At 53.2% G+C, this 18,081-nt stretch carries 22 protein-coding genes and 1 pseudogene; 11 read left to right on the top strand and 12 right to left on the bottom strand.

The annotated features are described in order from the left end of the window. Positions 1 to 239: 239 nt before the first annotated feature. Positions 240 to 2,252: a penicillin-binding transpeptidase domain-containing protein gene (locus ETC02_RS08390; RefSeq protein WP_015373962.1), complete on the bottom strand. Its 2,013-nt coding sequence runs from the start codon at positions 2,250 to 2,252 to the stop codon at positions 240 to 242. Between the two features lie 178 nt (positions 2,253 to 2,430). On the opposite strand from ETC02_RS08390, the gene ETC02_RS08385 reads away from it, so the two are divergent. Then, positions 2,431 to 3,261: a glycosyltransferase family 8 protein gene (locus ETC02_RS08385; RefSeq protein ID WP_050368224.1), complete on the top strand. Its 831-nt coding sequence runs from the start codon at positions 2,431 to 2,433 to the stop codon at positions 3,259 to 3,261. Between the two features lie 53 nt (positions 3,262 to 3,314). Here the strand turns inward: ETC02_RS08385 and ETC02_RS08380 are convergent, their stop codons facing one another. The 4 genes from ETC02_RS08380 to ETC02_RS08365 form a co-directional block, all read right to left on the bottom strand. After that, entirely contained in the window at positions 3,315 to 3,500 is a 186-nt protein-coding gene (locus tag ETC02_RS08380; protein ID WP_033009876.1) for a YfhD family protein, read from the bottom strand. Between the two features lie 89 nt (positions 3,501 to 3,589). Then, a complete protein-coding gene (locus ETC02_RS08375; RefSeq protein WP_078172606.1) occupies positions 3,590 to 3,718 on the bottom strand; it encodes a YfhE family protein in 129 nt (42 codons plus the stop codon). Positions 3,719 to 3,849: 131 nt separating this feature from the next. Further along, positions 3,850 to 4,404, bottom strand: coding sequence for a GNAT family N-acetyltransferase (locus tag ETC02_RS08370; RefSeq protein WP_050368226.1), 555 nt, complete (start codon positions 4,402 to 4,404; stop codon positions 3,850 to 3,852). Positions 4,405 to 4,673: 269 nt separating this feature from the next. Then, complete coding sequence (locus ETC02_RS08365) at positions 4,674 to 5,567, bottom strand: TIGR01777 family oxidoreductase (RefSeq protein ID WP_063211286.1); 894 nt, start codon at positions 5,565 to 5,567, stop codon at positions 4,674 to 4,676. A gap of 93 nt (positions 5,568 to 5,660) precedes the next feature. On the opposite strand from ETC02_RS08365, the gene recX reads away from it, so the two are divergent. Next, positions 5,661 to 6,488, top strand: coding sequence for a recombination regulator RecX (recX, locus tag ETC02_RS08360; protein ID WP_033009880.1), 828 nt, complete (start codon positions 5,661 to 5,663; stop codon positions 6,486 to 6,488). Positions 6,489 to 6,490: 2 nt separating this feature from the next. Beyond that, positions 6,491 to 6,829, top strand: a complete 339-nt coding sequence (locus ETC02_RS08355) for a YfhH family protein (RefSeq protein ID WP_033009882.1) — start codon at positions 6,491 to 6,493, stop codon at positions 6,827 to 6,829. A gap of 80 nt (positions 6,830 to 6,909) precedes the next feature. Here the strand turns inward: ETC02_RS08355 and ETC02_RS08350 are convergent, their stop codons facing one another. The 5 genes from ETC02_RS08350 to fdhF all read right to left on the bottom strand — a co-directional run bounded on the left by ETC02_RS08350 (position 6,910) and on the right by fdhF (position 12,094). Next, positions 6,910 to 7,071 carry a YpzG family protein gene (locus tag ETC02_RS08350; RefSeq protein WP_171698207.1) on the bottom strand — a complete coding sequence of 54 codons (162 nt, stop codon included), beginning with the start codon at positions 7,069 to 7,071 and terminating at the stop codon, positions 6,910 to 6,912. 71 nt (positions 7,072 to 7,142) lie between these two features. Further along, positions 7,143 to 7,304, bottom strand: a complete 162-nt coding sequence (locus ETC02_RS17710; protein ID WP_033009883.1) for a small, acid-soluble spore protein K — start codon at positions 7,302 to 7,304, stop codon at positions 7,143 to 7,145. Between the two features lie 116 nt (positions 7,305 to 7,420). After that, positions 7,421 to 8,401 (bottom strand): metal-dependent hydrolase, encoded by a 981-nt coding sequence (locus tag ETC02_RS08340; protein WP_050368228.1) that lies wholly within the window; start codon positions 8,399 to 8,401, stop codon positions 7,421 to 7,423. A 248-nt stretch (positions 8,402 to 8,649) separates the two neighbouring features. Further along, positions 8,650 to 9,138: a helical membrane plugin domain-containing protein gene (locus tag ETC02_RS08335; RefSeq protein ID WP_050368229.1), complete on the bottom strand. Its 489-nt coding sequence runs from the start codon at positions 9,136 to 9,138 to the stop codon at positions 8,650 to 8,652. After that, on the bottom strand, positions 9,131 to 12,094 hold the full coding sequence (gene fdhF, locus ETC02_RS08330; protein WP_033009886.1) for a formate dehydrogenase subunit alpha: 2,964 nt from the start codon (positions 12,092 to 12,094) through the stop codon (positions 9,131 to 9,133). Before fdhF ends, ETC02_RS08335 begins: the two co-directional genes overlap by 8 nt. Positions 12,095 to 12,356: 262 nt before the next feature. On the opposite strand from fdhF, the gene ETC02_RS08325 reads away from it, so the two are divergent. From ETC02_RS08325 to mutY, 4 genes and pseudogenes are all read left to right on the top strand, one after another. After that, on the top strand, positions 12,357 to 12,704 hold the full coding sequence (locus tag ETC02_RS08325) for a Na-translocating system protein MpsC family protein (RefSeq protein WP_050368760.1): 348 nt from the start codon (positions 12,357 to 12,359) through the stop codon (positions 12,702 to 12,704). Between the two features lie 261 nt (positions 12,705 to 12,965). Then, positions 12,966 to 13,757: a formate dehydrogenase accessory sulfurtransferase FdhD gene (gene fdhD, locus ETC02_RS08320; RefSeq protein WP_050368230.1), complete on the top strand. Its 792-nt coding sequence runs from the start codon at positions 12,966 to 12,968 to the stop codon at positions 13,755 to 13,757. A 16-nt stretch (positions 13,758 to 13,773) separates the two neighbouring features. Beyond that, a pseudogene (locus tag ETC02_RS08315) lies at positions 13,774 to 14,223 on the top strand (MFS transporter); the annotation flags it as partial. A 146-nt stretch (positions 14,224 to 14,369) separates the two neighbouring features. Further along, complete coding sequence (mutY, locus tag ETC02_RS08310; RefSeq protein WP_050368761.1) at positions 14,370 to 15,470, top strand: A/G-specific adenine glycosylase; 1,101 nt, start codon at positions 14,370 to 14,372, stop codon at positions 15,468 to 15,470. Here the strand turns inward: mutY and ETC02_RS08305 are convergent. Then, on the bottom strand, positions 15,467 to 15,691 hold the full coding sequence (locus tag ETC02_RS08305) for a hypothetical protein (protein ID WP_033016704.1): 225 nt from the start codon (positions 15,689 to 15,691) through the stop codon (positions 15,467 to 15,469). The two genes, mutY and ETC02_RS08305, sit on opposite strands and share 4 nt — an antisense overlap. 59 nt (positions 15,692 to 15,750) lie before the next feature. On the opposite strand from ETC02_RS08305, the gene fabL reads away from it, so the two are divergent. The 4 genes from fabL (at position 15,751) to ntdP (ending at position 17,842) form a co-directional block, all read left to right on the top strand. Next, positions 15,751 to 16,500, top strand: coding sequence for an enoyl-[acyl-carrier-protein] reductase FabL (fabL, locus tag ETC02_RS08300; RefSeq protein WP_050368231.1), 750 nt, complete (start codon positions 15,751 to 15,753; stop codon positions 16,498 to 16,500). Positions 16,501 to 16,558: 58 nt separating this feature from the next. Next, the gene (locus ETC02_RS08295; RefSeq protein WP_050368232.1) at positions 16,559 to 16,750 is read left to right on the top strand and encodes a gamma-type small acid-soluble spore protein; all 192 of its coding nucleotides are present in this window, start codon (positions 16,559 to 16,561) and stop codon (positions 16,748 to 16,750) included. Positions 16,751 to 16,986: 236 nt separating this feature from the next. Continuing rightward, positions 16,987 to 17,190: a YgaB family protein gene (locus ETC02_RS08290; protein WP_232722201.1), complete on the top strand. Its 204-nt coding sequence runs from the start codon at positions 16,987 to 16,989 to the stop codon at positions 17,188 to 17,190. A 118-nt stretch (positions 17,191 to 17,308) separates the two neighbouring features. Next, positions 17,309 to 17,842, top strand: a complete 534-nt coding sequence (ntdP, locus tag ETC02_RS08285) for a nucleoside tri-diphosphate phosphatase (RefSeq protein ID WP_050368233.1) — start codon at positions 17,309 to 17,311, stop codon at positions 17,840 to 17,842. Here ntdP and ETC02_RS17485 read toward each other — a convergent pair. Continuing rightward, a partial coding sequence (locus ETC02_RS17485) for a hypothetical protein (RefSeq protein ID WP_216367753.1) occupies positions 17,830 to 18,081 on the bottom strand: 252 nt, incomplete at its 5' end. The two genes, ntdP and ETC02_RS17485, sit on opposite strands and share 13 nt — an antisense overlap.

Here is an 18,081-nt window from a genome sequence, read left to right as displayed (position 1 = left end):
GGCATTCCGGCGCGGAAATGCCGTCAGGCCGCACAGTTCTTTTTCAATAATATGGAAGGCAAACATAGCGATGAATGCTGCCGTGACGGGTAGCGAAGTCAATGAACAGTGATGCCAGCCGTCTGATCTGCCGGGCGGTGAAGCGGGCAGGAGACGACTCGATACATTTATTATAAAATATTGTTTGATAATTGTAAATAATCTAACTTGTATAAAAAACATCCGCCAGCCTTAATCGGCTAGCGGAGGGAAGTAAAGATGCGCTTCGCTGCGTTGACGGCGTAGCGGCTGCCGCCGTCGTTTTCCACCCCTTCGATCAACAGGGCAAGCAACAGATCACGGCGGTCGGCCGGGTAGGCAACGAACAAACCATTTTCCTTTCCTTGTGTTCCTTTTTCCTGCTTCAGCTCGGCGGTCCCGGTTTTGCCGGCAAGCGGAATAGATTTGATGTAAGCATCATGAGCCGTTCCGTTCGGATCAGCGACAACACGGACTAAATCGCCGGCGACGATGGCGGCTGTCTGGCTGGAGATGACGCCTTGTTTCCAGACGGTTTTCGGTTGGCCTTTTTCGAGCACCGGTTGAAGCAAATCACCTCCCGTTACAAACGGGGTGTAGGCAGCGGCAAGGTGAAGAATGCTCATTTGCATTTCCCCTTGTCCATAGGCAGTATCGGCCAGTTGTGGTCCCGTTTTCAAGCTCCCGCTATTGGAAAAACGCGACGCCGGAATTGGGTACGGAAATGGTGGCTTTTCTCCAAACCCGAATGAGCGAAGGCCGGACTCCATCCGTTCCGGGCCGAGCTCGAGGCCGGCCATGGCAAAGTAGATATTATCAGAGTAAACAAGGGCTTTGGTCAGGTCGACGCGCTCCGGTCCATCGTGGACGCGGGTGATGAAATAGTTGCCCCATGAACGATCCGGCTGCCAACGTCGGCCGTGAATCGTTTTTGTTTCTTTTGGCGTGATGGCGCCTTGTTCAAGAGCGATGGCGGCAATAATTGGTTTGATGGCTGATCCCGGTGCATAGGTCGCAGCAAAGCGGTTAACGAGCGGGCGGAGCGGGTCATTTTGCCATTTTGCGTATTCCGATGATGAAAGGCCGAGCACGAACCGGTTTGGATCAAACGACGGGGAACTGACAAGTGCCAAAATTTCTCCCGTTTGCGGATGGATGGCCGCCGCTGTGCCGGCGCGACCTTTCATTTCGCGGTAAATGGCCTGCTGGACTTTGGCGTCAATCGTTACCGCAATCGTTTCGCCGTCTCTCGGCTTTGTTTCTGCGATGGTCACGGTCGATCCGTCCGCTTTTTCGATATAAAGGCGGGCTCCGTCATGGGCGCGCAGTCGCCCTTCCCAAAGCTCCTCAAGACCGCGTTTCCCAATCCGGGAGGTTGGTGAGTAGCCTTCATCTTTCTTTGCCTCCCATTCTTCTTTCGTGATCGTGCCCACATACCCGACTAAATGAGCGGCTGCTGCGCCAAGCGGATATTCCCGTTCGGGCGTTTCTTTAACGGCGACGGCTTGGATGCGGCGAGCTTCCTCAACCCGCTTATCAGTTTTCGACACCTTTTGAATCGGTACGAAATAATCGGGACGCACCCAAGGCGCGTTTAGCTTTTCTGTAATTATTTCGGGCGAAACGCCAAGCAGCGAGGCAAGCTTCTGTTTGATGGTTTCCGCATTGTCGCCCATTTGCCCTGGAATTACTCCGATCTCATATGCCGTACCGTTCATGGCAAGCGGCTGGCCGTTGCGGTCGATAATTTCTCCCCGTTTTCCCGGCGTGATGTTCAGCCGCACTTTGTCATTGGGGCCAAGCTGTGGGAAAATATAAGACGGATCCCACTTTATGCGCCATTGTTCTTTGTCATTGGATTGTTCTTTGACAAGCTTTGCCTCGTGGCGAAACTGCACGGGCCCGGCAACTGTGTCCATTTTTACGGAAAACGGCAAGGAGATTTCCGTTTTGTCACCGTCTTTTTTATCAGTTTGAACAGGGACTGGGGCAACGGATAAGTGAGACACCTGGATGTCGCCGTAAATTTTTTTATAGCGGTCAACAAATTGCTCTTTGCCGACTGTTTTTTTCGTTTCTTCTGAGAGCATGTCGTACATTTTCGCAAATTGCTGTTTCGTCCAGTAGGAGGTGTACGTTTTTAATGCATCGTGCGGCGATGGCGGTTTGCTGCAGGAGAAAAGTGTGATTGCTAAAAACGAAATGAGAGCCAACACCCAACGAACATTCCCCATATGTTTCCAATCCCCCTTTTTCTGTTCTCTTTCCACTATATCATGGACAGGAAATATGATCCAACGAAAAGGATGATAGGAAAACATTGCTGTCCAAGGCCAAAAGGGGGCAACATTTGCCTGCGTTCAGATATAATTAGAGAAAGGGGAAACGATGACGCAAAGGAAGTGATGATGCATGTTCCGCATTTTAGTGACGGCAGACGCCAATTATCTTCCACCGCTGAAAGTGCTTATGTATTCGTTATTTTGCAATAACCGGCGCCCGTTTACATTTTATTTGCTTTATTCGCGCATTGCGGAGGAGGAGATCCGGGCGCTTAGTGATTTCGTTCGCAAGCAAGGGCATGAACTGGTGCCAATTTATGTCGACCCGCAGCTGTTTCATGATGCTCCGGTGTTTCGCCACTATACGGCTGAGATGTACTACCGGCTGGCGGCGCATTTGTTTCTTCCGCCCGATGTCGACCGGGTGCTGTACTTAGATCCGGACATTGTCGCCATCAATCCGATCGATGAGCTGTATGAGATGGACTTTGAGGGGAACTGGTTTATCGCCGCCGAGCATACGCATTCGACCAAAGTGGCCAATTTGCTCAACAAACTTCGCTTGAAAACGCCGAACGCGAAAGGCTATTTCAACACGGGCGTCATGATGATGAACATCGCGGCGATGCGCGAACACGTCCGGCTCGCGGACATTTACCAGTTTATCCGCGACAACCGGTTTAAGCTTGTCCTTCCTGACCAAGATGTGCTCAACGGGCTGTATTGGGACAAAATCAAACCGGTCGATGGCTACCGTTACAACTATGATGCCCGTTATTACGATTTTTTGCAGCTGTTGCCCAACCCAAAACATAATTTGGCGTGGATCGAGGAAAACACCGTCTTTATTCATTATTGCGGCAAAGAAAAACCGTGGAAAGACAATTACAAAGGGGAGCTCGGCCTCTTTTACAGGCGATACAGCCAAGTGCTCGAACCGGAGGGGGAGGCGGCGACATAACGGTGCGGTCTGCACAGGAAAGAGGTGTCCCATTGAAAGGACACCTCTTTCCGTTACCGTTTGCGCTCTTGCCGGCGGATGCCAGCAGCGGCCGCGCGCGCCTGCGCCTCGAGGTCTTCATGGTCGGCAAATTCCGCCGAATATTCGACGTCAATGCCGTCAGATTTCAATTGTTTGGGAACCTGCGGCAAAGTTGCCTTGTTTTTGTCGCGCGTCCGTTGTCCGCGAGATCGGCCCATCGTCCATGCCCCCTATAAAGAAGTGTGAATCGTACGATTCATTCATTAGCATGGCATGGACGGCGCCGCCATATAAATAGCAATCATTTCTAATGGCGCGCTTTTTTGGCAGTGTAACCGCCCGCTTGGTCCGCCATTTTAAAATCGCGGGCATAGCTTACTTCTTGGGCGCTTGTCAACGTATGCTTCACTTTTTCACGTTTTCGTTTTTCCGCCATCGCTCGTTCCCTCGCTTTGCATGATATGCCTTTAGTTCCATTTTGGACGAGGCCAGCCGTTTTTATGCATAAATAAAAGAGGATGTCCGAACGGACAGCCTCTTTTTCGATCGTCATGCGTCCTTCCGCGCTTACGCTTCTTTTCGTTGTTCCTTTTCCAGCGTAAAGGAGGGATGGCGCATCGTATAAAGCGTGTAGTTGTCTTTTGTAATTTCGTACAAATTGTATACATCCGCGCCGATTTGCTCGAGCAGCGCCCGCCGCGTTTCGTTGGCCGGCGTGACGTACGGCAGTTTTTCCGCCGCTTTGATCGAGCGAACATTGACTTTGCGGATGCGCAAAAATACTGTTTCGATGGAAAGCTCATAAAACAGTTCGTGGAAAAACGTTTCCTTGGCGCGCTGATTGTAGCCGCGCCCGTGGTACGGTTTGCCAAGCCACGTTCCTAAAAAGCCGGCGCCGTCTTGAATGTCAAAGAGGCTGATCGTGCCGATCGGGTTTCCCCATTCGTCCAAAATCGTGCGCGAAATGAGCTCGCCTCGTTCTTCCGCCTCCATGAGCTGTTTCGTCATGAATAAAAACTCTTCGTACGAGCCGGCTTTTTGGCGCACGAAAGGGAAGACGTCCGGATGCACCATCAGCTCGTACAGCGCATGGCAGTCTTGCAGCTCGCGTTTTTTCAACATGGCCAATCCCTCCTTTGGATGCCGAGGGCAGCCTCCTAGCGGGAAACCACCCTCGAAATTTTTTTATAAAAACATCGTTAAAAAAATTTCGGGGTGGGAATCGAACCCACTAGAACCAGCGCGAGCGCTGGTGGCGCACCATTTGCCTTCCCCTTATTCCTGTCCGTATGCGGTTATGAACAACAACTGCCCTGAAGTCTTCTTTATCATACACGATTAGATGAAAAAAGGGAATTGCTTTTTTGTTAATTTTTTTTGGATATTTTTTGTCAGCCTTGCGGCAAAAACAAATCCGTGAGACAATCTTCTAACGTTGGAAACGAAAAGCGGAACCCAGCTTGCAGCAGCTTTTCCGGAATGACGCGTTGCCCTTCGGCAACAAGCATGCTCATTTCGCCGAGGACAAGGCGAAGTGCCCAGGCGGGAACCGGAAGCCAGTGCGGGCGGCGAAGCAGGCGGGAGACCGTACGACCGAACTCGTCCATTTGCACAGGATGGGGAGCGGTGAAGTTGACGGGACCCGACAGCTTATCATGTTCAACAATATAGGCGATTGCGCGGGTGACGTCCTTAAGATGAATCCATGACAGCCATTGCCGTCCGCTGCCGACCCGGCCGCCGATGAACAAACGGTAGGGCATGACCATCATCGGCAAGGCGCCGCCATGTCGGGCAAACACGACGCCAAAGCGAGCGTAGACGGTGCGGATGCCGAGTTGTTCGATGGGGCTCGCTGCTGCTTCCCACGCCTGAACGGTCTTGGCGAGAAAATCGCTGCCGTAATCGGCTGTTTGTTCCGTAAATGTCGCGGAGTCCGAAGTGCCGTAAATGCCGATGGCGCTGGCATTGATGAATAAGATAGGCCGTTCGGACAGCGAGCGAATGTAGTTCACCATTGCCTCCGTTGCCCGGAGGCGGCTGTTAACAATCACCTCTTTTTGCTTTGCCGTCCAACGTTTTCGATTGAGCGGCTCCCCGGCTAAATTAATGGCGACATCGACAACTTCAGGCTTTCGGTCGTTGTCGAAGGAAAGATAATGAATGTTGCCTTCGGAAGGTTTGGGAGAGCGGGTGAAAATGTAGATGTCATGTCCTTGATCGGAAAAATGGCGGGCGAGCGCCTGGCCGATCAGCCCGGTTCCGCCATTGATGGCGATGCGCATCTTGATTCCCCTTCCATTGGTTTATTTTATGACTTCGCTTTTGGTGTCAGAAGTTCCTGCTTATGATACCATAAAAGATAAGGGGGACAAACAATGGGAACGATTGCCGACATTGTCGCAACCGAACAAAATGCTGAACGATTTTGGATTGTCGTGCACCGTGACGGCGCACCGTCGTTGAGATTGACAGTTGATCAAGATGTATTGCTTCAATTCCGCTTGAAAAAAGGGCTGGAGATCAGCGACGACCTGCTTCAACATATTGTGTATGCCGATGAGGTGAAAAAGGCGTATCAACAGGCGCTTTACTTTTTGGCGCACCGGATGCGTTCGGAGCATGAGGTCGCCGCACACTTGCGAAAAAAAGGCGCTCCGGATTCGGTGATTGATGAAGTGCTCAAAAAACTTCGCGCTGAGCGGTATGTTGATGACGGGGCGTTTGCGGCCGCCTACGTGCGCACGCAAAAAAAGACGGCGGCGAAAGGGCCGCTTCTCATCCGCGCTGAACTGGAACGGCTCGGTGTTTTGGGCTGCTTGATCGAGCAGAGTTTGGCGGAGTATACGTTGGATGAACAGATGGCCATCGCCCGCTCGCTTTACGAAAAAGCGAAAAAACAGCGCCGGGCTGAATCGGCTCGCGCGTTTTTGGAACGGGTGCGGCAGCAGCTGATGCGCAAAGGGTTTCCGCATGAGGTGATTGCCGCCGTTTTGGCGGATGGCGGCGCTCATACTGAACAAGAAGAACGGGAGGCGCTCAGTGTTCAGGCGGAGAAAGCGCACCGCCGTTATGCGCACCACCCGCGGCCGCTTTATGAGCAAAAGATGCGCCAAGCCCTTTATCGGAAAGGGTTTTCACTCGACTTGATCGATGAATGGCTGCGCGGGCAAGGCAGCGGTGAAAACCAAAAAGGGGGATCGTGACCATGAGAGAGGACCAAAAACGGTATAGCGAGATGACGAAAGAGGAGTTGCAGCGGGAAATCGCCGTGTTGGCTGAGAAAGCGCGCAAGGCGGAGCAGATGGGCATGGTGAATGAATATGCTGTCTATGAGCGAAAAATGGCCATGGCGAAAGCGTATATGCTTAACCCTGCTGATTTTCCCCCGGGAGAGATTTATGAAATTGAAGGAGCACCTGGGGAATATTTCAAAGTTCGCTATTTAAAAGGAGTATTTGCCTGGGGCTGGCGGCTGAAAGGAAACGGGGAGGAAGAAGCGTTGCCGATTTCGCTGCTCCGCAAGCCGAATTTGCCCTCCTCATGACAGGCGGGCTCAGTTTGCAACCAGCCGGAAAGCGAGTCGAAAGAAAAAAACTTAGGGGGAACAACCCCTAAGTTTTTTCGCTACGACTGCTTGCGCGTCTGCCGCTCTAAAATGACGAGGTCGAGCGTTTGCTGCGTTTCACCGTTCACCTGCGAATGAGCGTGTTTCGGATTGGCCCACGGCTGCTGGAACGGATTCGAGTAAAAGTTGTCATAAAATTTTTTGCGCTGATGGTGACTCATGACCGTTCACCTCGCTGCTGAATGTGCCGGGGAGCAGGCGAATGTGTCCATGCTCCCCGGTTTTTCTCTCTTTAGAAGAAGTCGCTGCGCTTGCCTGAAGCGCGCATCCGCTCTTGTGGGTGAGTGTTGGTCGTCCCGTCAGCCCGCTTGGACGCGTATTCCGCTTTGGCGCGCGGCTCGCCTTCGAGCTTGTTGTTGTTTTGGTTCGGGAAGTTGCGCTCCTTATTTCGCACGGCCCATTCCCCCTTTTGAGGCGAGCTCGTGTTGGATGGCCAACACGTATTCTTATTATGAAACGAAGGGGGGCGCTTATGTGTGCAAATTGTTGGGATCAAAACAAGCCGCTCTGTCAGTTTGGCGCCACCTCGAGCTTTTTCCGCAGCCTTCCTTCGCTGAAAATCCAGCCCGTGTATGAGCTGACAATGTTGAGGTTGCGGTCTAGCTGAACGACGGCCACGAATGGATAGTATCCTTTGCTCCGGTAGCGCAAATCAGTAAAGCGCACTTCATAATAGTCGTCGTATTCGTTCATTTCCCAACGGTACACCGGGGAAAACGACAAAAAGGCGGCGGCGTTTTCATCGCGCTTGGCGGCGTTGATCACCGGGTGGTCGGGAAGCGGTCGTTTTTGGAAGCGGTCGAGGATGATGAGCTCGCCGTGTTTGACGCGGGCAACGTAAAATTCGTCGCAGGTTGAAATGGCTAAATGCCATTCGCGCGGCCGCCACGTCGGCACAGTAATGATGTCCGTCACTCCTTGTATAGAGGCGTGCACGAGCTGTTTAATGTTGGCTTGCTCGCGGAAGCGGAACATATAATACGCGGCCACGAGCGCATAAACGACGAGAAACGCATAACCGGGGTGGACGTTGAGAAACAGGGCGCCGACGCCGAGCAAATGAAGCGCAAAAATAACGGGATCAAACGTATGAACGACGCCAAGGGCGATCCATTTTTTTGTGAACGGGCGCAGCGCTTGCGTCCCGTAAGCGTTAAAAATATCGACAAACACGTGAAAGGCAACAGCCACAAACGTCCAAAGCCAAACGCGGAGCCAGTCCGTTTCCGGATAGACGGCGGCCATGATGCCGACGATCAACAGCGGCCAAATGACAACGGCGGGAATCGAATGGGTGATGCCGCGATGGTTGCGAATATATTTGGCGTTATTGCGCAACTTTAAAATCGTATCGATATCGGGTGCCTGTGATCCGGCGAGCGTGCCAATCAATACGGCATGGGATAAAAACGGGTCATGGGCAATGGCGGGGTCGAGCGATGCTAAGCTGCCGAGCGCCACTCCCATCAAAACATGTGTGCCTGTATCCAACGTGAAGGCGCCTCCTTTGTCAGCGTCGTTTGTTAGTATATCCCGCCCGGGGTCGGGCCAATAACCGTTCTCTTGTCCAGTTGGGGCAAACAACGGTATGGCTATTGTATCATACGACGCCGACAGCTGAGGAGGGGCGGAATCACTAAAATTCATTGCCGACGCAAGCCGGCAGCGGATGGTGTTTTGGCAAACAAAACAGCGCCCTGCTTTTGCACAGGACGCTGTTGGTTTTGGAAGAAGAGGTTTCATTTGTCAGCTCCAAGCCGCTGGCCAATCGCTTTAAGCGCGGACAGGAAAAAGCGAATGGCGCGGTTGACATCAGGATCGTTCAGCGCCTTCAACAGGTCAAACAGCCCGATCTTTTTCGTCTCAACAGCTGTCTGTTCGTACGCCTCCATGGCGCCTTCGGCGATATGCTCAAGCAATTTGGCCGTTTTTTCTGGATCGAGCGAAGAGGCGAGGCCAGCCAAGGCGAACGCGTGGTTGATCATCGTCGTCACCGGTTTTTGATTGAGTTGGCCGACCACGATTTTGGCCACCTTTTCGCGCGACTTTAACAAAGCGCTGGCTGCTTCAAGCAAGCCGCTTTCGTGGAGCTGTTCGATGATGTCCAATAGTTCGCGGACTGCTTCTTCGCTGTCGCCGACCGCTGCTTTTAGCTTTGCGAGCGCTTCGGACCGCTTTTCTTCTTCGTTCATCTGGCGTTTCTGAATCGTGGCAATCGGTTTAGCCACCGACTTTCACCCCTTTTTCCTCGTCTGTGAGCGGCACGTAGTCGCGGCGCTGCCATTTCCGCTCGACTTCAACGCCGTTTTGCGGATGGCGCTGTTTAAAGCGCGGATTCGTGCGCGGCAACGGCGTGTCTCCCGAGCGTTCGATCACTTCCATGCGCACCCGCGTTTGTTTGTAGGCCGGCGTATTCGTGCGATGGTCGGTTTGCGGTCCGGTCAAAATGTTAATCGCGCTCTCATTGGCCATTGAATGCATCGGCAAAAACAGCTCGTTGCCTCTGACCCGGTCGGTGACGAGCACGCGCACTTTGACGCGGCCGTACGGCGAGATGAGCCGAACGAGCGCCCCATCTTCAATGCCGCGTTCCTTGGCGAGTTCAGGGGATACTTCGACAAACACTTCTGGGAATTTATGCTCGATGCCTTTTGATTTGTACGTCAAGTTTCCTTCATGGAAGTGTTCAAGCAGTCGGCCATTGTTGACGAGCAAATCGTACTCTTCCGGATATTGCACCGGTTCGACCCAATCAGCCAGCGCAAAGCGGGCCTTGCCGTCCGGGAAATTGAACCGCTCTTTGTACAACAGCGGCGTATCGGCGCCATCATAGCTGCCCCAGCAAAGGCTGTTCCAGCCTTCGAGCCGGTCATAGTGCGCCTGCGAGTACAGCGGGGCGAGGCTGGCGATTTCATCCATAATTTCCTTCGGACCGGCGTAATGCCAATCGGCGCCAAGCCGTTTGGCGATTTCTTGAATGATCCACCAGTCCGGTTTTGAATCGCCGAGCGGTTCGAGCGCTTGATAAAACCGTTGGATGCGGCGCTCGGTATTCGTGAATGTTCCTTCTTTCTCCAAGTTCGGCGCCGCTGGCAAGATGACATCCGCAAATTGCGCTGTTTTGGATAAGAAAATGTCTTGGACGACGACAAAATCAAGTTTCGCCAACGTCTCTTGCACGTGGTTGGCGTTGCAGTCGACGAGCGCCATGTCTTCGCCGACGATGTACATCGCTTTCAGTTCGCCGCGCTCGGCCGCTTCGAGCATTTGGATGTTGTCAAGGCCTGGTTTCGCATCAATGCGGACGCCGTACGCTTTTTCAAATTTTGCTCGCGCCGCATCATCGGTCACATGTTGGTAGCCCGGTAGCCAAGCTGGAAGCGACCCCATGTCGCACGCCCCTTGGACGTTGTTATGACCGCGCAATGGGAACGCGCCCGCCCCTGGACGGCCATAGTTGCCGGTTGCCAAAAGCAAGTTGGAAATCGCCGCCGATGTGTCGCTGCCACCTGTGTTTTGCGTGACCCCCATGCCCCAGAGGACGCACGTGCCGTCCGCTTCATGGATCATTTCGGCGATGCGGATGAGATCGGCTTTGGCGACGCCGGTGACTTGTTCGGCATAATCAAGCGTATATTTTTCCAGCAATTGTTTAAACTCTTCAAAGAAATGGACGCGTTCGCGAATGAACGCCTCATCGTGCCAGCCTTGGTCGATGATGTATTTCGTCACGGCCATCAGCCATACTTGGTCGGTGCCTTGTTTGGGGCGGATGAACAAATCAGCCCGCTCGGCCATTTCATTGCGGCGCAAGTCCGCAACAATGAGTTTTTGCCCAAACAGTTTATGCGCCCGTTTGACGCGGGTGGCGATGACCGGGTGCCCTTCCGCCGGGTTGGCGCCGATGATGATGACTAGACCTGCAGAAGCGATGTCATGAATCGTGCCGGAGTCGCCGCCCATGCCGACCGTGCGGAACAGGCCGTCGGTTGCCGGCGATTGGCAGTAGCGCGAACAGTTGTCGACATTGTTCGTTTCAAATACTTGCCGCGCCAGTTTTTGCATTAAATAGTTTTCTTCGTTGGAAATTTTTGATGACGAAATAAACCCGATGGCGTTGCCGCCGTATTGCCGCTTGATCGCGCCCAATTTTTCGGCAACGAGGTCGAGCGCTTCGTCCCATGTCGACTCGACGAAGACGTCGCCTTTGCGGATGAGCGGTTTCGTCAGGCGCTCTTCGCTGTTGACGAAATCCCAGCCGAATTTCCCTTTGACGCATGTCGAAATGGCGTTGACCGGCGCTTCAGAAACCGGCTGGATTTTTAAAATTTTCCGCCCTTTCGTCCACACTTCAAACGAACAGCCGACACCGCAGAACGTGCAAACCGTTTTCGTCTTTTTGATCCGTTGTTCGCGCATGGCGGCTTCAATTTCGGAAACGGCGAAAATGGCGGTGTAATTCGGCTCCACTTCTTTGACGAAATCGATCATCGGATTGAGCACGTCTTTGTCCAGCCCCGTCATAAATCCGGCTTCGCCGAGCATCGATTTTTCCATTAAGGCGTTGCACGGACAGACGGTGACGCAATGCCCGCAGCTGACGCACGACGACTCGTTGATCGGCACGCCCCCGTCCCAGACGACGCGCGGCCGCTCGGCGCTCCAGTCAATGGACAGCGTCTCGTTCACTTGCAAGTTTTGGCACGCTTCTACGCATTGCCCGCAGGCGATGCATTGGTTCGGGTCGTAGCGGTAAAACGGATGCGACATGTCCACCTCGGACGGGTCGACTTTTGGCCGGTACGGATACGTTTGATGTTCAATTTGCATCATTTCCGCGGTGTTGTGGAGCTTGCAGTTGCCGTTGTTGTTGTCGCAAACCGTACAGTACAAGAGATGATTTTCCAACAGGCGGTCCATCGCTTCTTTTTGCGCTGCTTTTGCCCGCGGCGAGCCGAGTTCGACGGTCATGCCGTCCTCAACCGGCGTCGCACAGGCGCGCACGAGTTTTCCGTCCGCCTCCGCGATGCACGTGTCGCACGTTTGAATGGCGCCAAGCTCCGGCGTGTAACAAACTTGCGGATGCGGGATGCCGTGCTCATTGACGACTTCCAAAATGGTCATCCCTTCTTTGGCGCGGTACGGACGACCGTTAATGGTCACTGTCACGAGTTGCGCTTCCATCGATCGCTCCTCCTTCGCAAAATAAAAACCCCACCAGCGATGAGAATCGTGCTTCATCGTGGTGGAGTAGTTCTTTAGCATGGCGGTACTAAACAACCAATCCAGCGTCTGCTAGAATCGTAGAAAAATAACAAGGCGGCGTTCGGCCTTATTATTTTTCCACTGTGTATACGTTTGCTATGATTTATTATAGTATGGCCGGATGGAGAACACAATGGATTCGCAAGAAGTTTTTCAGGCGCTGGTGAAAGGAGGGAGGCAGATGTCAAAAAAGGAAGCCGCGTTTAATGATATTGTCCGTAAAGTGCGCAAACAGCTGTTTGGCAAAGGGCCCGAGCGGATCAAAACGTATTTTGTCGACAATTTGGCGATTACGATTTTGCACGGCAATTTGACGCCGACGGAGAAATTTATCGCCCGCACGCCGGAGGGACGGGAGATGGTGCATGCGGCGAGAACGAAAATGATCCAAGACGTGTACGCCCAACATGTGCCGGACGGCATGGAAGAGCTTTTCGGTTCGAAGCTTCTTTATTTGTTCAGTGATATTAAAGTGGAAGAGGATATGGCTGTTTCCGTTTTTGTATTTGAAAAACCGATTGAATTGTGACGATTTTGTGAACAAAAACAATTGTTTTTCGTTGCTGTTCGTGGTATGTTTATGAATAGTTAGCACGATGAAAATAGTAGAAGCCTCGCCGGCTAAACGGTTTTGCCGCTTGGCAGGCAGGTTTCGGAAACGGATGTGCGTTGGTTTCGCTGCAGAAGTGCTGGGCGCAAACTACCGCTGCTTTTCGCTGACAGGGGGCGAGTGTGTCCTCTTGTCCGGAAGGCGGCGGTTTTATTTTGCATGGAAAGGGGGAATGGCAAGGTGAGCGGGTTTGCGTCGAAACGGCGGCTGATCGTTCGATATGATGGCGGCCAGTTGGCTGAGGAGGAAGATGAGATTGCGCTTGAGTTTCCGTTGACGGTCATGGTCAATGGCGAGGAGTTCGCCACCATCGTTTGCACGCCGGCGCATCTAGATGAATTGGTAATCGGATTTTTAGCCTCGGAAGGAGTCATTCGGACGTGCAGTGACATCAAAGGGATGACCATTGATGGGGAGCGGGGCTTTGCTTATGTCGAACTCGCCGCGGGCGGATTGCCGGCCAAACAGTTTTATGCCAAGCGGTTCATCGGCTCTTGTTGCGGAAAAAGTCGGCAGTTTTATTTTTACAACGATGCGAAAACGGCGAAAACGATCGTCGGCGGCATCACGGTGAAGGCGGATGACTGCATTCGCCTCATGAAAGCGCTGCACGAGCGGTCGACGGACTTTGCGGCGACGGGCGGTCTTCACAACGCCGCGCTCGCCACACCGGATGAGATGGTCGTGATTCGCTCTGACATCGGGCGTCACAACGCGCTCGATAAGCTGTATGGCTATTGCCTGCGTCATCAAGTTGCGATGAAAGACAAGCTCATTGTATTCAGCGGCCGCGTTTCATCGGAAGTGCTGTTAAAGGCGGCGAAAATGGGAGTGAGCGTCCTGCTCTCAAAATCGGCGCCGACGACGCTGGCCTTGGATTTGGCGGATGAACTCGGCATAACCGTCGTTGGCTTTTTGCGCGGGCAGGCGTTTAACGTGTATACGCATGAGAGTCGGATCATCATCGGGTAAAAGGGGAGGAGAGGCTGTGAAAAACCGTTGGCTCATTGCGTTATCGGCTGTCGGCATTCATATTTCGATTGGGTCTGTTTATGCGTGGAGCAATTTCACCAATCCGTTAAAACAATTGTTTGGATGGTCGGACCAGGAAGTGGCGCTCACGTTCAGCATTGCCATCTTATTTTTAGGTTTGTCGGCTGCGTTCCTTGGCCATTTTGTGGAAAAACACGGGCCGCGGAAATCCGGGCTATTGGCGGCCGTCTTCTTTGGCCTCGGGGTGACGGGGGCTGGTTTGGCCGTGGCGCTTGGTTCGAAATACTTGCTGTATTTGTTTTACGGGGTGTTGGGAGGAATTGGGCTTGGCGTCGGATACATTGCGCCGGTGTCGACGCTTGTGAAATGGTTCCCGGACCGGCGCGGGTTGGCTACAGGGCTGGCGATTATGGGGTTCGGGTTTGCTGCGGCGATTGCGCGCCCAGCATGAACAAATCGCCTATGTTTCGGCGGCTAAGGAAAGTTGAGAACGATTTCCTTCCGTTTCCCCTCGGCGTGCGGCAAGCCACGCCGAGGGCTTTTTGATATAATGGGATGGACAATAGGCATCATGGGGGAAGAATAGTGAAAATCACAACGTGGACTAAGCGGTTTCCGGCGCGCGAGTTTCAGCGCGATTTGCTTGACTGGTTCGCCCGGGAGCGCCGCGACTTGCCGTGGCGAAAAGACCGAGACCCATACAAAGTATGGGTGTCGGAAGTGATGCTGCAGCAGACGCGCGTCGAGACGGTGATCCCGTATTTTGAAAAGTTTATGGAACAGTTTCCGACGCTAGAGGCGCTCGCCGAGGCTGAAGAAGACGAGGTGCTGAAGGCGTGGGAAGGGCTTGGCTACTACTCGCGCGTCCGCCATTTGCACGCGGCGGTCAAGGAAGTAAAGGAACGGTACGGCGGGCAGGTGCCGGACGATCCGGAGCAGTTTTCGAAGCTAAAAGGAGTCGGTCCGTACACAGTCGGGGCGGTGTTGAGCCTTGCCTACGGCGTGCCGGAACCGGCGGTGGACGGCAATGTCATGCGTGTGTTGTCGCGCTTGTTTTTCGTGACGGATGATATTGCGAAACCATCGACGCGAAAACGGTTTGAACAAATCGTCCGCGAGATTATGGCGTACGAAAACCCGGGAGCGTTTAACGAGGCGCTGATTGAGCTTGGCGCTCTTGTTTGCACGCCGCGCCGCCCATCATGCCTTCTTTGTCCCGTGCAAGCCTACTGTCAAGCGTTCGCCGAAGGGGTGCCGGAAGAGCTGCCGGTGAAAACGAAAAAAACAGCGGTCAAACAAGTGGCGCTCGCAGTAGCGGTGCTGGCCGATGATGAAGGACGCATTCTCATCCGCAAGCGCAGCAACACCGGCTTGTTGGCGAATTTATGGGAATTCCCGGGCTGTGAAACAGGCGGGGAAGAAGGGAAAGAGAAGCTCGGACAAATGTTGCATGAGCGGTACGGTTTGCAAATCGAGCTGGCCGAGCCGTTTGCCTCGTTTGATCACGCGTTTTCCCATCTAGTTTGGCGGCTGACGGTGTATCGCGGGCGTCTAGTTGACGGCGGACCGGTGGAAGAGCCGCTCCGGCTCGTGCCAGGCGACGAGCTTGAGTCTTATGTGTTTCCGGTGTCACACCAGCGTATTTGGCGTGAGTACAAAGAACAGGCAGGCGAAGCGCGCCGCCTGCATTAGTCAGGCACTGTCATCGTGCCGTTTGTATACGTCGCTTCACGGCGCCCAAGGCCGCCGCGCGCTTCGATTTCTTCGAGAATTTCGCGGTAGATCGTTTGCCCTTCGGCGTTTAAATACGGAGCGATTTGCTGGAATGAATGGTGAAAATGAGCGAGTTCGTCGTCTGTCCATTCCGTTTTCGGGATCATGGACAATTCTGTCATATCGCGGCCAACGTACATAGGCTGCGCCTCCTTCGCGGTGGAATTCGGCTATATTATACGTAAAGGGGCGGAAAAACATGAGTGGAAAAGTAGCGGTCGTGACAGGAAGCAGCCGCGGCATCGGCAAAGCCATTGCGCTGCGGCTGGCGCAAGAAGGATATGATATCGTGGTCAATTATGCCCGCAGCAAAACCGCTGCTGAAGAAACGGCTCGTGAAATTGAAGCGCTCGGGAGAAAAGCGCTCGTCGTCAAAGCGAACGTTGGCGATGTCGAGAAAATCCGGGCGATGTTTGCCAAAATTGATGAAACGTTCGGACGGGTCGACGTGCTCGTGAACAACGCTGCCTCCGGCGTGCTGCGCCCGGCGCTGGAACTTGAGGAAACGCATTGGAACTGGACGATGAACATCAACAGCAAAGCGCTTCTCTTTTGCGCCCAAGAAGCGGCGAAACGGATGGAGCGGGTTGGCGGCGGGAAAATTGTGAGCATCAGCTCGCTTGGGTCGATCCGCTATTTGGAAAACTATACGGCGGTCGGCGTCTCGAAAGCCGCTCTGGAAGCGCTGACCCGCTACTTAGCTGTCGAGCTGGCGCCGAAAAACATCGCCGTCAACGCCGTTTCCGGCGGAGCAGTTGATACGGAGGCGTTGAAGCATTTTCCGAACCGCGACGAGCTGCTCGCCGATGCGGCGGCCAACACGCCAGCTGGGCGCCCAGTCAAACCGGACGATCTCGTCAACGCCGTTTTGTTTTTATTATCCGATGCCGCCGAGATGATTCGCGGGCAGACGATTATTGTTGATGGTGGAAGATCTTTGCTTTTGTAGTGTCCACGGATAAGTCCGTCACCTCCGGGGCATAGTAAAGCACGTGGAGGTGAGAACAATGGCCAAACAACCGAACAAAACAGCAGCTGGCACGAACATTCAAGAAGTAAGACAACAAAATGCCCAATCGGCTCAAGCTGCTCAAGCAGGCCAATTCGCAACGGAATTTGCGGCTGAGACGAATGTGCAACAAGTAAAACAACAAAATGCGCAAGCGGAAGCTCACAAAGCGCAAAATGTCAATCAATAACCAACGATCATCCATGGCTGACGCCTGGCGGTTGTGACGACGGCGTATGTTGCTACAAGAGCGCAGGCGATAGGCCGAAGATGGAAGGAAAAAGCAGGGGCAGCGCGCCCCTGCTTTTTTTGCGACAAAAACCGCCACTCTTTTGCAAGATTAGCGAAAGGGATTAACGGCTTAAGGAGCGAACTGTTTTGTTAAAGCCAGGAGGCAAAAGGGGAAGGGAGAATGGAGGAAGAATGATGGGGCATGGGTGGATGAATGCCGGGGACGAAGCGCTGTTTTTGCGGCATGAGATGGAACGTTGCGACCAGCTTGCTCGCGAGTTGGACGAGCTCGAACGCGAAGCGCCGACCTCCGCGCTTCGCGAGGAAGTGCGGCGAATGAAGCAGCAAGTCGAAGACATCCGCCGCGCATTTCTCGGACAGATGGCGTCCAGAGCCTAGACGGAGCGCGCCGCTTGGCCGTTCCGGCCTGGGCAAAGCGGCCCGCTTTTCTTTTCATTGCCAAAAGAACACGGTATAATACAGAAGAAAAGCTCCCGTCGGAAAGTAGGGAAGAATGATGCCAGCATATCCTCGGGAAGGGAAAATCATTCAAATCCATAGCTACAAACATAATGGGATGATTCACCGCATTTGGAACGAAACGATCGTGTTAAAAGGAACGCCATCGTATGTGATCGGCGGCAATAACAAAACACTCGTCATGGAAGCGGACGGCCGGACGTGGGTGACGCGCGAACCGGCGATTTGTTTTTTTCATGCTAAGCACTGGTTTAACATTATCGCCATGATCCGCGAGGACGGGGTGTATTATTACTGCAATTTAAGTTCACCGTTTGTTTGGGATGAGGAAGCGCTCAAATACATCGATTACGATTTAGACATTAAAGTGTTTCCGGACATGACGTATATGCTGCTCGATGAGGATGAGTACGAACGGCACCGCCGCGAGATGCACTATCCGGATGTGATTGACCGCATTTTAAAAGACAACGTCCATAAGCTTGTCGGCTGGATTCAAGAGCGAAAAGGGCCGTTTGCGCCCGAGTTTATCGACAAATGGTACGCGATGTTTCAAGCTTACCAAAAATAAATAGCGGCGTGAAAAAAGCCTGTTCGGCACCGCTGGCAGGTTTTTTCTGCTTTTTTGTCGAAAGAGGCGCGCATGAAGAGCTGATGGAAAAGGGAGGAAGCTATTATCATTTCCTGAATCCGTGACAAAACATCTTTACAATGGTCGCAAACCGTTGATACGATAAGGGAAAACGACGTTGACGATTCTTCATCAAGTAGGTGATATGATGAAAGATTTCCCGATTCGGTTTGTATTGA

The organism is Geobacillus sp. DSP4a, assembly GCF_013096875.1.
GTDB classification, from domain to species: domain Bacteria; phylum Bacillota; class Bacilli; order Bacillales; family Anoxybacillaceae; genus Geobacillus; species Geobacillus thermophilus.
This window is presented reverse-complemented; position numbering and strand designations above follow the sequence as displayed.